The organism is Borreliella americana, assembly GCF_021043605.1.
GTDB lineage: Bacteria > Spirochaetota > Spirochaetia > Borreliales > Borreliaceae > Borreliella > Borreliella americana.
In genome coordinates this window covers 72,294-87,023 of the sequence record NZ_JAJNFB010000004.1, presented here as the reverse complement: position 1 = coordinate 87,023, position 14,730 = coordinate 72,294, and the positions used below count along the sequence as shown (strand labels likewise).

Below are 14,730 nucleotides of genomic sequence, written 5' to 3'. Positions count from 1 at the left end.
AAAAAACCAAATAAAATCATTTAAAATAATTGGAATAAAAAATTTAATTAGCTGAAAAAACAAATTAACATTAACACTTAAATCATCAAGCTTAAGGTTTAAAATCGAATTCTTATTAAACACTGTATAAAAAAGATAAACAATAAGCTCTACAGTACGAACAACTGTTGTTGCAATAGCAGCCCCAACTACCCCCATATTAAAAACAAAAATAAAAATATAATTTAATATTAAATTTAAAAAAACTGCAAAAATAGAAATGTAAACTTGGAATTTAACAATTTCAATAACCTTAAGAGCATTAGCAACGAGCCCTTTTATAATTGCAAATACGAAAGAAAAAATAGCTATGTTTAAATATATAGCCCCATAATAAACTGCCTTCGCATCATTAGAAATTAATCTGAGTAAAAAAAGGGGATTCAATCTAGAAATAACTATAAATGGAAAAGAAAATAAAATAATAATTAATATACTAATAAAAAATGTATTTCTAAAACTCTTAAAATCGCCCTGATTGTATTGCCTTGTAGCGATTATATTATAAGCTCCTACCATAGCAAACCCAATAGTAACAAACAGTTCAAAAAATTTATTTGCAAGAGAAACTCCTGCAACAGGATAATCACCAAGATATGCAACCATGGCATTATCTGTAAGAGAAATAAAATTAAATAAAAAAAATTCAATAGCAGTTGGAATTGCAATTTTTAAAAGATCTTTATAAATTTTATCCTTTTTTGATGCACTTAATGAATACATAAAATTCTCCAAATAAAAAATCAATATTTTTGCAAAGACAAATACCAGGGATCTACAATAAAACAAAAGGAATTACTTTTAAATCAGCATAATCAGAATGAATTTTGGATTCACCAAGATTATTAAAATTTTTATTAACACTAAATATATCACGCTGCCCCATACTCAAGCAAGCTCTTCATACTCAATCTCTCGTATCCAATCATCGTGAAAAAATTCAATTATGATAAATATGTTTTTAATGATCTCTTCCAGATTTACAATAAAAATCACTATTGGTAAACTTAAATTTGTATAAAACACTAATAAATAAGCAACTGGAAGCGTATAAAAAACAATTACTCCCGATTCAATAAAAAAACAAACATTTGGTATCCCCCCAGCCCTAAAAACCCCAACAAGAACTTGTGCAGTAAAAGCTTTAAAAACTACAATGCTTGCAAAAACATAAATAAACACGCTAACAAGTTCGGGATAATCTAAATTACTAAAAATATAAGGTGCAAATCTCGATATTCCAATAAGCAAAATAATTACAAAAATGCCCAAAAGAAATCCCAAAAAAGATAAAAAAAATCCAACCGATCTGACATGTTTTTTATCATAAATCATTAAATGCCCCATAACAACCCCTGTTGCAAGCCCCATACCATGAAGCAATACAAAACAAATGTCAAAAAGATTTGATGCAACAGCAAATGAAGCGTATTCGATGCTCCCAACACGAGCATAAAATGCATGCAAAATAGTTATACTCAAAACCCAAAAAATCTCGTGAGACAAAACAGGTATAATTAGTTTCAAATTAGCCCTAGTAACTACCTTTGAAACAAAAAAATCGCTAAACTTAATCCTATAATACGAATTATTGCTTATCAGACTATATAAAAAATAAAAAACAAACTCAATAATTCTAGCAAGCACAGTAGCATATGCAGCACCTTTTATTCCCATACTAAAACTAAAAATAAAAATATAATTAAAAACAATATTTATTAAAACAACAATAGAAGTAACACATAAGGGTATTTTGACTTCTTTGGCACTCTTAAAACCCATAGCCGATAAAAAAGAATATGCCATTAACAAGTAAGACCATGAAATAATTTTTAAATACTCCGATCCAAAATTTAAAGAAGTTTGATTAGCTGTAAATAGCTTTATAATTTTTCTTGGGAAAAGAAACGAAAATATAAAAAAAATTATTCCTATTACAGTTCCAATTGACAATATATAAGCAAAAGATTGTCTTACTTGAAGAAACTTCTTTTTTGCAATTGCTTGGGACACGTACGCGCTTAAAGCTGTACCAAGTCCAAATACAATAATAAAAAAAAGAAAAGTTACTCTATTTGCCAAAGAAACTCCCGTAACGTGAAAAGAGCCCAAATAGGAGATCATAAAATTATCAAAAAAAGTTACCATTTGAAATAAAAGCGATTCAAAAGCTGTGGGAATAGCTATAATAAATAACTCTTTTATTATCTGATTATAATTTTTAAACTTTTTGATCATATTACTTATATACAGTCTCCTTTATTTATTACTTTTAACTAAATTTAAGCCAATCTAGAATATGTATATATTTAGAATTAACTATTAATTATACTAAAATATATTATAATTAAATAATATGAAATCAATTTATGTTTTACTACTTCTATTTATTAACCTATCTTTGTTAGCTAACAACATTTCAAAAAAAGATTTAGAAATACTGCTAAAGATTGTCCAAACAATGAATAAGGAATGCAAAAATTTTATTGAAAAAAATCCTATTCAGTTCTTAAAAGGAATAAAGCCCTTAGTAGATGCAGAAAAAAATAACCTTCTAACTCTAATAAATAAAAAAATACCAATTCCTATAAATTATACAATACCTGATCTGGTAAATATTAATGATTTTGAAGATCTTAAAAATATTGGAACAAAGACTATTAAAGTAAGAAAAATATTAATAAAAGATTTAATTCAACTAATAAAAGATGCAAAAAAAATTGGAATTAAAATTAAAATTAAATCCGCTTACAGAACACAAAAGTACCAAAAATTTTTATTTGATTACAATGTCAAAACTTATGGCAGAAAAGTTGCAGAAACTCAATCAGCAATTCCAGGTCATTCTCAACATCATATGGGAACAGCAATAGATTTTATAAATATAGATGATAATTTACTAAACACAAAAGAAGGAAAATGGCTTTATGAAAATTCTTTAAAATATGGATTTTCTATTTCATATCCAAAAGGATATGAAATAGAAACCGGATATAAAGCAGAGCCTTGGCACTACTTATACATAGGACCTAAGCCGTGCTTGATTCAGAAAAAATATTTTAATAACTTACAACATAAGCTTCTTGAATTTTGGCACCATAACAAAACAAATCTTATCAACCTAATTGAAAAATACGCAAACTAAATACTTCGTCCGACATTCAAATAAGAGCAAAAAAGATTATCTAGCAAATCAATATCAAGCTTGTCATAAGCAGAATTATCATAAAAAAATAAATCGAGTTCTTCTCTAATCAATACTATAACATCTCTATCATCAACAAAATTAGCTATTTTTAATTTTAAATATCCTGCTTGTTCAAGTCCAAATAAATTACCGGGCCCCCTTAACCTTAAATCTTCTTCTGCTATTTTAAATCCATCCAAATTTTCTTTTATAGTTTTCAATCTAAATTTTCCAGCACTTGTCAAAGGTTCTTTATAAAGCAAAAAGAAAAAAGATTGTAAATTACTTCTACCAACACGACCTCTAATTTGATGTAAAGTAGAAAGTCCAAAACGCTCAGCATGTTCTACCACCATACAAGTTGCATTTGGACAATCAATTCCAACTTCAATAACACTAGTAGTTACCAAAATATCTACTTTTTTTGAATAAAAATTTTTCATAATTTCTTCTTTTAAATCGGATGGCAACTTGGAATGAAGCATATCTACAACATATTCGCTAAATACTTCCTTTAATTTTAAACACATATTATTAACATCTTTTAATTCAAATTTTTCTGAAGATGAAATTAATGGATAAACAAAATAAACCTGATGCCCTTTTAAGAGCTCTTTTCTTAAAAACTCATAAACTTTATCTTCATTACCATGCCTTGCTAAATAAGTAGTAATAGGCAAACGACCCTTAGGCAAGGTTTTAATAAAAGAAACTTCAAGATCACCAAAAAGTGTTAACGCAAAACTTCTAGGAATAGGCGTTGCAGACATTAAAAGCATGTCTACCCCCTCTCCTTTGTTCTTGAGCTCTTCTCTTTGAACAACTCCAAATTTATGCTGCTCGTCAATAATAACATATGCTAGTCTTTTAAATTCTGTACTTTCATAAAAAATAGCATGTGTTCCAACTATTAAGCCAGAGGCGCCACTTTTAATACTTTCTAATGCTTGCTCCTTATCCTTCTTTTTTAAACTACCAGTCAAAAGAGTTATTGAAATGTTAAAAGACGACAGTATGTTAGATAAATTATCATAATGCTGACGAGCCAAAAGATCGGTAGGAGCCATAAACGCCACCTGATATCCAGCTTCAATTAAAGGAAGCCCCGAAAGTAAAGCAACAAGGGTTTTGCCACTTCCAACATCACCTTGAAGCAATCTATTCATTGGCTTAGAAGAGTTAAGATCTGAAAATATTTCATCAACAGAAATTTTTTGATCTTCTGTAAGTTCAAAGGGCAAACTCGAAATAACCCTTTCAAGCAAATCTTTTGATAAATACCTTTTTTCTCGAAAAAGAACCTTGGATGATCTATACCTTGAAAAAAACTGAAGCAAGAAAATCTCTCTATAAATTAAAGTTTTTTTTGCCTTTTCAAGCATTTCTAATGAACTTGGAAAGTGTATTTCTTTTAAAGCATCACTTAACGATAATAAAGAATACTTTTCTATTAAAAATTTAGGAATATCTGTTTGACCAAACTTAAAAAAATATTCAAGAGCTTCTCTTACATATAATGAAATTTTCTTTGATGTTAATCCCTCTGTCAAAGAGTAAACTGGAAGAATTTTTTTAAACCTTTCGGGTTTGTCACTATAAACTTCACTGTCAAAATTAGAACAACTCCACAAACCACTATAATCGTTATAAGTAAATTTAGAATAAATATAGAATTTTTTATCTATTTTAAAAACATTCTCTAAAAAAGCCCTATTAAAAAGTAAAATTTCAAAAGACTCATCATTTACACTTATGGCAGTTAACTTTAAATTTTTTTTAGAACTATCCCCAAATTTTTTATGCCCCACAACAGTGAACACCGTCATCATATCGCAACTTTTCACCTTAGAAAAATCCGGAAAAGTTTGTATATTTTGACGATCTTCATATTTTACAGGAAAAAATTCAATAAGATCTTTAACATTAAAAATTTGTAGATTATTTAACCTTTCAACTCCTTTTTCACCAAGACCACCTATACCTTTAAGCTCATATTCAAACTCATGTAAAAACATTTTAATCTCCTAAAAAGGCAAATATGTTCCTAAAACTCTAATAGCAAATACAACCTGTTCAATAATAATTATAAATGCTACCATTAAAGCACTCCCAATAATCAAACGTAAAGCATAAGACATATGTTTGTCAGTAATCACACCACTTATCCTGGTAGATAAAGGAAGTAAAAATGAATCGACTGTTTTTAAAAAGTCTGAGCCTTGGAACAAATTCAAAAGCAATAATAATAATCTCAACAATAAAAAGAAAACTATAGCAATAAAAATGCTTCTAAATATTCCCCAAACTTCAACAATGAATAAAATAATAAATGTGGAAAGCTTATAATTCCCATAAGCCAACATTCTTTCAAAAATAGTTAAAGTTATTAAAGCTGCAATTGGAGAAAAATCAAACATACCAAATGTAAAAAAAGGAATTCTTCTAAAAAAAGATAAAAATGGTTCTGTGACAATATGTATAAATCTGAAAAATACATTGGTATTAATCCCTGAAGACACAAGCCAGCTAAGAAGGATCCTAATTAAAATTAAAATCCTATAAATCTGCAAAAATACCATCAAAATTTCTATTAAAACAACCAACACAACCACCTCCTAATCAACCCAAACATCTTCAACTATCACACACTTTCTCAACTTATCAAGCTTGTCTTCATCTGGCACAAAATTTAAAATTGAATTCATTTTTAACTTTAAATCCTTACCATTTTCCCTTAAATAAAAATAAACATTTGAAAATCCAGAATTATCCTCAAAATTACTTATACTTTCCTTTAAAGAATTAAGTAATTGTAAGTCATTTAATTTATTATTTAAAAATTTAATATGAATATTATTTATTTTATCTTCGAAAAGTCTCTCAATATTTACAACTTTTTCAACTACAATTGAAAATTTGTCTCTGTTAAACGTAAGCCTACCTACAACCCCAATAACATTGCCTTCAAGTAAAAAATTTCTATACCTTTCATAGCTTTCTGTAAAAACTACAATATCTATTGCACCCTTAAAATCTTCTATAATGCCAAAAGCCATTTTTGCATTATTTCTTTTAGTTTGAATAACTTTTACTGAATTTAAAATGCCAGCAAATTGAACAATGCTATCTTTTTTGGCAGCAAGATCTTTTAAAACATTTAAACTGGAAAAACTATCAATTGCCTTTTTATAAGGATCAAGGGGATGCCCTGACACATAAAATCCTAAAAGCTCTTTTTCAAATCCTAAAAGCTCAGAATAAGAATACTCTTTAAAAGTTTGATAATTAAAACTTTGCTGAATTGGATCTTGACTAAAAGCACCAAATAAGCTGTTTTGACCAAGTTTTTTATTATTTTTATCTTCTGAAACAATTTCAATCAAACGATCAAGATTTTCAAATAAAGTTTTTCTATTTTGATCCAAACTATCAAAAAGTCCAGATTTTATTGCAGATTCTAAAAATTTCTTATTAATTACTTTATCATCTACACGCCTTATAAAATCTTCAAAAGAACTATATTTGCCATTTTTTTCTCTCTCATCAATTATTAAATCAACAACAATTCCTCCAAGATTTTTAATCCCATTAAGCCCATAAGAAATTCCAGAATCAGTTACACGAAATTCCCTAAATGATCGATTTATATCGGGCTTGAGTACGTTTATACCTATGGTTTTTGACTCTTCAATGTAATAAGAAAGCTTATCATTATTATTAATTTCATTAGTCAAATTGGCAGCCATAAAATATTCAGGGTAATTAGCCTTAAGATAAGCAGTTTGATATGCTATTAAAGAATACGCCGCTGCATGCGATTTGTTAAATCCATATCCCGAAAAAGGCTTTAAAAGTTCAAAAATTTCACTAGCAATTTCTTTGTCATATCCTTTCTCAATAGCGCCTCTTAAAAAATCTACTTTCATTTCATTCATCTCGTCTTCTTTCTTTTTACCCATAGCACGTCTTAAAATATCGGCCTTGCCAAGAGAAAAGCCCCCAATTATTTTTGCGACTTCCATTACCTGCTCTTGATAAACAATAACCCCATAAGTTGGCCTTAAAACTTCCTTTAAATCCGGATGAGGATATTTAATTCTCTTAACACCTTTTTTAGCAGCAATAAATTGAGGAATAAATTGCATAGGACCTGGCCTATAAAGAGCATTTAAGGCTATTAAATCTTCAATGCTGTCGGGCTTTGCATCTTTTAGAATTTGCTGCATTCCTTCAGATTCAAACTGAAAAACAGATGCACTTCTCCCTTCTCCTAGCATCTTGAAAGTCTTAACATCATTGTCTGGAATATTTTTTATTTTAAAATTTGGATTTACACTTCTAATAAGATTTTCCGCATTTTTTATTAACGTTAATGTTTTCAAACCAAGAAAATCCATCTTAACAAGCCCACATTCTTCAAGCAAATCCATTGTGTATTGAGTAGAAACAGAGCCTTGTTTATAATCCTTATAAAGAGGCACATAGTCGGTTAATGGGGTTTTAGAAATTACAATTCCTGCAGCATGAGTTGAAGCATGCCTATTCATTCCCTCAAGAACCAATGCAGCATTCATTAATTCTTTATAAACAGACTTGCCAGTAAAATACTCTTTTAAAGAATTGTCATCTAAAACCTCTTTTAAAGAAACTTTAGGACCATCGGGAATAAACTTAGTAAGTTCATTTGATTCAGCAAACGGAATATCTAAAACTCTAGCCACATCCTTAACTACAGCCTTAGGCTTTAAAGTTCCAAAAGTAATTATTTGAGCTACCTTATCTTCTCCATATTTATTGGTAACATATTTTATGATCTCATCTCTGCCTTCAAAACAAAAATCAATATCAAAATCGGGCATAGAAATACGCTCAGGATTCAAAAATCTCTCAAAAAGTAAATTATACTTTAAAGGATCAATATCAGTAATTCTAAGAGCATAAGCTACAATTGAACCAGCACCAGAACCACGCCCAGCTCCAACAGGAATATCGTTATCATGAGCAAATTTAATAAAATCCCAAACAATCAAAAAATATCCTTCAAAACTCATTCCAATTATTACACTCAATTCATAAAAAGCTCTATCTTTTATTTTGCTTGTCAAATTTTTATATCTAAATTTTAACCCCTCAAGAGTGAGATATTCCAAATATTCACCAAGAGTATTAAATTCAACAGGAATTTGATAATCAGGCAAAATAGGGCCTGGAAAAGTTATTTTAAAATCATCGCACTTTTCTGCAATCCTTACAGTATTTTCTAAAGCTTCAGGCAAATCACTAAAAAGTTCACACATTTCCTCTTGAGATTTGATATAAAATTCATTGGTTTCCATTTTTAATCTATTCTCATCGCTTTTCTTAGCACCAGTACCAATACAAACAATGATGTCTTGAGCAGCTGCATCTTCTCTGTTAACATAATGAGAATCATTAGCTGCTGTTAAAGGAACTCCAAGCTCCCTAGAATACTCAACCAGTCTTTCATTTACAATGTCTTGATCTTTAATTCCGTGCCTTTGAAGCTCAAGATAAAAATCATTGCCAAAAATTTTTTTAAACCAAAGAATTTCATTCTTAGCATCTTCAAATCTATTGGCCAAAATAAGTCTTGGAATAAGTCCCCCAATGCAAGCTGAAGTACAAATCAAACCCTCTGAATATTTTTCAAGATCCTCTTTATCTATCCTTGGACGATAATAAAACCCTTCAAGATAAGAAATGCTTGTTAACTTTAATAAGTTTTTATAACCCAGCTCATTCTTGGCAAGCAAAATCAAATGGTAAGACATTTTTCCAAGATCATCCTGTTTTTTTAAAAACTTAGAAGTCTTTGCCATATAGGCTTCAATGCCAATTATTGGCTTAATCCCTGCTTTTTTAGCTTCTTTATAAAATTTAATAGCCCCAAAAAGATTGCCATGATCTGTTAATGCAATATGCGACATATTGCATTTTTTTGCTTTTGATATAATATCTGATATTTTTGCAGCTCCATCCAAAAGAGAATAATCTGAATGAACATGGAGATGAATAAACCTAGCCCTAAAACTCATACCTAAAATTATTTTATCAAAATAAAACTTGATTTTTAACAAACCTTAGTTAAATAAATAAAAACTTAAAAAGTCATCATAATTTTAAATCTCTAATTTAAATATATTTCAAAAAATCTTATCAAAATAATCAAGAAAAAATACTAATTCCTTGATTATCTAATTCAATTACCATCTTTTTAATGTGCTCAAGCTTTCTAACAATTTCTTCAGATAAATTTTCAGCTTGAGATAAAAAATCTTTAGCTTGCCTTAAACCACTATCATTACGATTCTCTGCCCTAAATATAATCAAAATTTCAGCTGCAAGCTTATTAATATTTAAATAAGGAATGTATACCTCTTCCCACAACTGCCTAATAGCATCATTCTTGGGAGACAATGCTTTATAAAACAATCCAAACCCATACTTGTAAGCATCCGTCTGAATAAATATTGTCCTTTGCCCCTCAACAAGTAATCTTAAATTATTACTCCAAGAAAATTGCTCTGAGATGATATATTCTAGCGTTTTTAAAAACTCATCATTAGACAGCATAAAAGTATCAGAACCAATCAAAGAATCACAATTTCTTGAATAATAAGTAATATTGGTATCTATACTCTCAAGACTTTCAATCAAAGAAGAAAATTCCTCTTGACTTTTTGAAAAGCGCTTAAATATGACCTCAAGATAATTAAGCTGTTCAAGAATCTCGGCAAAGAACTTATCAATATCAATCTGCAAATCCTTAAGGTTATGAGAAATTAAATCTTTAGAAACCTCCTCAATTTCCTTTACAGAAATCATATTCATAACACCTTTTGCCTGATCAGAAAGTCGCTTGATCTCATCTGCAACAACAGAAAATCCTTTACCATATTCTTTAGCTCTTGCAGCCTCAAGCTTTGCATTAAGAGAGATCATATTAGTAGCACCCAAAAAATTACTTATTGTTTCTAAGCTACCTTGAATTCCAACAATAACAGAAGATATTTGATTTAATTTTTCCTTATTATTTTTACCAAGATCACTAAAAATAACGCTTATCTGATCACGAGCATTATTTGTCATCTCAACAAGAGTGGAAAATATCCGATCAAAATCTTCTATTCCAGAAAACAAAATTCTTTGTAATGACTCAAACCCTACTTTTAGAGTAGAAATGGAAGCTTTGGTATGATAAAATCCCTTTAGCATTTCCTTAACAGGAGCCTTATATTCATAAGTACTCAAATCTTTTTTGTTTTCAACAACATTTAAAAGATTCAAATCAACAACTTTTTTCTTTTTTTTAAAAAACGAAAATTTTTTCATAAAGGGATTTTAACATAAAAACTTTTTTTTGAATAGAGTCACTAGTACTTAATTTGACACATTATTCCAACTTTAATATCAAATCAAATACTCAATAAACAAAAAATATTTTTACATTTAAATGGTAAAAATTAATCACTTTGAAATAAATTTAAGCTTTCATCTTAAACCATACAACCATCTAAAGATACAAATCATTCTCCTCATTTAATAAAATTTAAAACTAACTTTAAATTAAATTTACTTTCTTTTTACCCAAGAATACCGCCCACTAACCTTATTATACTCAAAAAGAACATCTCTGTAAGAAAAAAAGCATAAAAAAATATCTATAAACTCTTCTAATTTAGCCTTAACTTTTGGCAAGTTAAAATCATTGTCAAAATTAAAAATATCGTCTGATTCTGCTTTAAATAATTTATCATCTTGCTTGAGGATAACTTTTTTGGGCTGCCAAAAAAGAACGTTGTTTTTTTTGTCCTGAATAAAAAATCTATTAAATTCATAATCAAGATCAACTTGGTCCGTTCTTGCTTCAATAATTCCAACAATAACACACCTTTCATGACCAATTCTTTTAATCAAAACAGCATCTGTAAGCACAACTCTCTCGCAAACTTCAAGAGCAAACTGCTCTTCTATCTCATATTGCTTATTAAAGGGAAGATTTGCAATTTTCCTAAAAAGATTAAGAAGTATATACTTAGTACTCATCTCTTTATTGTTCATTCTAAGACAAGGAATCTTCATTCTATACTTAAGTTCATCAAAAAAATATTTAACTAGCCTTTTCATTAAAATTGTTTTTCTAATGTCTTCTTCTTTCATTCAATCCTCCTAACAAAAATTGCCAAAAATTAAAGCTATTATTATATAAGTATAATAAAATCCAAATATTATTAAAGAAATCAAAATATTTTATTATATACTAATTATAATTAAATCATTGCCGAAAATGAAAGGAAAAATTATGTTAATCAAAATTATGTTCTCGAATATTAATCTAATATTAATAGTCAGCATGACTTTATTTAAAATATTATTAGAAATAATATACCGAAAAATATTATTTAAAAAAATAATTACTGGCGCTGACACATTAAATATTCAAAAAAAACAATATAAAACAATTATTATCTTTGTTTTAGCTTTAAATCATTTATTACAAAGTTTTTTAATAAATGCTCTTATCAATTTATTTAACAATTTAATAATTCTTACTAACAACTCTCTTGGAAGCTTAACGGGCTTAAATTATAATATATTATCTGCAATATTAATATCTAGCATAACTTGGCTTGCATTTAGCTTGTCCAAAGTAATAAACGATATAATCTATGAAAAAAGACCATTTAATTTAACAATGGCTAATGCTTTTTTTGACCTTTTAATAATAATATTACTAACCATATTTTCTAAATTATTTTTAAGCTATAAAATATTACAATTTGAAAAAGCTACAAACATTAATTTTGAGAACCTGCCTACTCACTAAGTACCCAAATACACACTCAAATGCAAGCTTTAATTAGTCCTAAAAAAAGTTTAGCTGGATTTTCTATTCTTGTAATAAGTTCTGGATGAAACTGACAAGCCACAAAAAATTTATTTTTAGGAATTTCTATTAATTTTGCCATTTTAAAATCACTTGAAAATCCAGATACTATAAGCCCATTTTTTTCAAATAAATCTATATAATCATTATTAACTTCATACCTATGTCTAAATCTTTCAATTATTCGGTCTTGGCCATAAAGTTTAAAAGCTATTGTATTTTTTTTAAGAATCACAGGATATCCCCCAAGCCTCATTGTAGCGCCCTTATCTTTAATTCCCCTTTGATCAGGAAGTAAATGAATAACAGGATTTTTTAAAGGTTTGTCCTTTACTAAATTTTCTTCCGTATCAGCATCAAGTATTCCACAAACATTGCGAGCAAATTCTATTACAGCAAGTTGCAAACCAAGACAAATTCCAAGAAAGGGAATATTATTCTCACGAGCATATTTAATAGCCATAATTTTACCTTCATACCCTTTGCCTCCAAAACCACCAGGAACAATAATGCCATCAAACTCTTTTAAACAGCTCTCATTTAAATCATTAGAATCAATTAAGGTGCTTTTAATAAGCAAGTCCAAATGAGCTGCAACATGAATCAAGGACTCTCTAATTGATGCATAAGAATCATCAAGTTCAGCATATTTACCACAAACAGCTATATTAACAATTTTTTTAGGCGCAAAAAAATTGGATTTTATAACTCCTACAAGATTTGAAAGCTCTTCTATTTTTGGATCAACCTTAATATTTAACTTAGAGCTTAAAATTTCATGTACGCCTTGCTTGTAAAAAGATATAGGAATTTCATAAATAGTAGAAACATCAACATTGTCAATAATAGAAGTGCTCTCAACATTACAAAACATTGCCACTTTTTTTCTGATTTGATCTGTTAATACTTGCGAACTTCTAGCAATAATTAAATCGGGAAAAATGCCTGCTTTATTTAAGGTTTTAACGCTCTGTTGAGTGGGTTTAGACTTTTGCTCATTAATTCCAGCTGGACTTGGCACATAGGTTAAATGAATAAAAGAAATATTGCCACTTCCAATCTCCTGTCTTATTTGCCTTACTGTTTCAATAAATAAAATATTTTCCATATCTCCTACAGTTCCACCAATTTCAATTATCAACATGTCACTATTCTCAGAACTTGCAATCTGAAAAATTGTAGACTTGATCTCATCAGTAACATGAGGAATAAGCTGAACTGTTCTTCCCAAATATTTGCCCTTTCGCTCATTTTCAAGTATTTTTTTGTATATTTTGCCCATTGTAATGTTCCAACTAGAATTCGCATTAAGATTTAAAAACCTCTCGTAATGACCAAAATCCATATCAACCTCTCCTCCATCATCAAGCACAAAAACTTCTCCGTGCTCAACAGGATTAATAGTCCCAGGATCAGTATTTAAATACCCATCACATTTAATTGGAATAACTCTAAAATCATATCTAAATAACCTTGCAATACTTGCCGATGTAACTCCCTTGCCAATTCCAGAGATCACGCCTCCTGTTATTACTAAAATCTTTAAGTTTTTTTTCATGTATACCCCAAAATTAAAAATTTAAATTTCAATCCAAATAAGCTTACACTTAAGAAGAGCTCACAAATAATAATAAAAATACTTACACGCATTAAAACAAACAAAAACATTAAACTAAAATAAAAATTATTAATGCTTGGCTACAAAGCTATTTCTAAGCCATTGTTTTAAATCTTTTGAAATATTTTAATTATAATCAACAAAACAATATAATAAACCTTTGGTTAAATAGTAATAATTAAACATTGCCAAAAAAACCAAAAACCCAAGAATAGCAAACAAATTGCTTTTTTTCCTAATACTTCCAAGCTCTACTATCTTAAAATATGAAGCTAAATACAAAAAAAATCCCAAACTATAAACTATTTTAAAAAACAGGTCAAGTAAAAATCTATCAAAAGAAAAAATTAAATCCAAAGAACATGGAACATATTTAAAACCCAAATAAAAAAAAGAAGTGAAAAAAAACAATAACACAATAGTCCCTAAAAAGAATATCAAAAGCCTAACAAAAGGATGCGTTTTAAAAGATACTCTAAAAAACATGAAAATTGGAAAAATAGATAAAAAATTAAAATAACGAAAAAATAAAAAATCAGAAAGATATCTTAATTCTAAGAATACAGTATTCTCGCCTCTTAAAAAGAAGACATTATCTAGGAATAAAAAAATATTAACCCCAAAATAATAAATAAATATTAAAATCAAAGGTAGTGCAAATAAATATTTAATTAAATTGAAAAAATAATGTTCAAAAGTTGAAACGGGCAAAGATAAATAAAGAATATTTCTAAACGGATCGTGAATTACTTTGTAATAATCACACATAGTAAAAATCGATATAATCAAGGTTAAAATAAAAATTTTAGGAGCAAAAAATTTTAAAAAATCAGTTGCTGAAAAATTCCAATAAAATCTAACAAGTAAATAAGATATAAATATCATTCCTAAAATTTGAATTATCAACAAAGTATAGAATTTTTTATTGTAAATAAAATCAAAATAAAATAAACTTAAAAATCTTTTTAAGCTAAACAT

General features: G+C 28.3%; 11 protein-coding genes. 2 read left to right on the top strand and 9 right to left on the bottom strand.

Going from position 1 to position 14,730, the window contains the following annotated elements; all coding sequences use genetic code 11:
- Positions 1-762: MATE family efflux transporter (locus LRB30_RS02120; protein WP_231018789.1), on the bottom strand; the 762-nt coding region annotated here is incomplete at its 3' end.
- Positions 763-927: 165 nt separating this feature from the next.
- Positions 928-2,277 carry an MATE family efflux transporter gene (locus LRB30_RS02115; protein WP_231014349.1) on the bottom strand — a complete coding sequence of 450 codons (1,350 nt, stop codon included), beginning with the start codon at positions 2,275-2,277 and terminating at the stop codon, positions 928-930.
- Between the two features lie 118 nt (positions 2,278-2,395).
- On the opposite strand from LRB30_RS02115, the gene LRB30_RS02110 reads away from it, so the two are divergent.
- Positions 2,396-3,184, top strand: a complete 789-nt coding sequence (locus LRB30_RS02110) for a M15 family metallopeptidase (protein WP_231014350.1) — start codon at positions 2,396-2,398, stop codon at positions 3,182-3,184.
- On the opposite strand, the gene recG is transcribed toward LRB30_RS02110, so the two are convergent.
- The 5 genes from recG to LRB30_RS02085 all read right to left on the bottom strand — a co-directional run bounded on the left by recG (position 3,181) and on the right by LRB30_RS02085 (position 11,407).
- On the bottom strand, positions 3,181-5,241 hold the full coding sequence (gene recG / locus LRB30_RS02105) for an ATP-dependent DNA helicase RecG (RefSeq protein WP_231018785.1): 2,061 nt from the start codon (positions 5,239-5,241) through the stop codon (positions 3,181-3,183). The genes LRB30_RS02110 and recG overlap by 4 nt on opposite strands.
- A gap of 9 nt (positions 5,242-5,250) precedes the next feature.
- A complete protein-coding gene (locus LRB30_RS02100; protein ID WP_231014361.1) occupies positions 5,251-5,829 on the bottom strand; it encodes a YggT family protein in 579 nt (192 codons plus the stop codon).
- 12 nt (positions 5,830-5,841) lie between these two features.
- Positions 5,842-9,324: a DNA polymerase III subunit alpha gene (gene dnaE / locus LRB30_RS02095; protein WP_231014352.1), complete on the bottom strand. Its 3,483-nt coding sequence runs from the start codon at positions 9,322-9,324 to the stop codon at positions 5,842-5,844.
- Positions 9,325-9,412: 88 nt separating this feature from the next.
- A complete protein-coding gene (locus LRB30_RS02090) occupies positions 9,413-10,579 on the bottom strand; it encodes a methyl-accepting chemotaxis protein (RefSeq protein ID WP_231018782.1) in 1,167 nt (388 codons plus the stop codon).
- 240 nt (positions 10,580-10,819) lie between these two features.
- Positions 10,820-11,407 (bottom strand): hypothetical protein, encoded by a 588-nt coding sequence (locus LRB30_RS02085; RefSeq protein ID WP_231018780.1) that lies wholly within the window; start codon positions 11,405-11,407, stop codon positions 10,820-10,822.
- A 142-nt stretch (positions 11,408-11,549) separates the two neighbouring features.
- On the opposite strand from LRB30_RS02085, the gene LRB30_RS02080 reads away from it, so the two are divergent.
- On the top strand, positions 11,550-12,074 hold the full coding sequence (locus LRB30_RS02080; RefSeq protein WP_231014355.1) for a DUF1761 domain-containing protein: 525 nt from the start codon (positions 11,550-11,552) through the stop codon (positions 12,072-12,074).
- A 16-nt stretch (positions 12,075-12,090) separates the two neighbouring features.
- Here LRB30_RS02080 and pyrG read toward each other — a convergent pair whose 3' ends face one another.
- Together pyrG and LRB30_RS02070 are read right to left on the bottom strand one after the other, a co-directional pair.
- Positions 12,091-13,692 carry a glutamine hydrolyzing CTP synthase gene (pyrG, locus tag LRB30_RS02075; protein WP_231018778.1) on the bottom strand — a complete coding sequence of 534 codons (1,602 nt, stop codon included), beginning with the start codon at positions 13,690-13,692 and terminating at the stop codon, positions 12,091-12,093.
- Positions 13,693-13,878: 186 nt separating this feature from the next.
- The gene (locus tag LRB30_RS02070; protein WP_231014359.1) at positions 13,879-14,730 is read right to left on the bottom strand and encodes a hypothetical protein; all 852 of its coding nucleotides are present in this window, start codon (positions 14,728-14,730) and stop codon (positions 13,879-13,881) included.

Excerpts from the sequence above, each read along its gene's own strand:
- LRB30_RS02070 (WP_231014359.1), bottom strand. The coding sequence starts at position 14,730 with ATGTTTAGCTTAAAAAGATTTTTAAGTTTATTTTATTTTGATTTTATT.
- LRB30_RS02090 (WP_231018782.1), bottom strand. The coding sequence starts at position 10,579 with ATGAAAAAATTTTCGTTTTTTAAAAAAAAGAAAAAAGTTGTTGATTTG.
- LRB30_RS02085 (WP_231018780.1), bottom strand. The coding sequence starts at position 11,407 with ATGAAAGAAGAAGACATTAGAAAAACAATTTTAATGAAAAGGCTAGTT.
- LRB30_RS02115 (WP_231014349.1), bottom strand. The coding sequence starts at position 2,277 with ATGATCAAAAAGTTTAAAAATTATAATCAGATAATAAAAGAGTTATTT.
- recG (WP_231018785.1), bottom strand. The coding sequence starts at position 5,241 with ATGTTTTTACATGAGTTTGAATATGAGCTTAAAGGTATAGGTGGTCTT.
- pyrG (WP_231018778.1), bottom strand. The coding sequence starts at position 13,692 with ATGAAAAAAAACTTAAAGATTTTAGTAATAACAGGAGGCGTGATCTCT.
- LRB30_RS02080 (WP_231014355.1), top strand. The coding sequence starts at position 11,550 with ATGTTAATCAAAATTATGTTCTCGAATATTAATCTAATATTAATAGTC.
- LRB30_RS02110 (WP_231014350.1), top strand. The coding sequence starts at position 2,396 with ATGAAATCAATTTATGTTTTACTACTTCTATTTATTAACCTATCTTTG.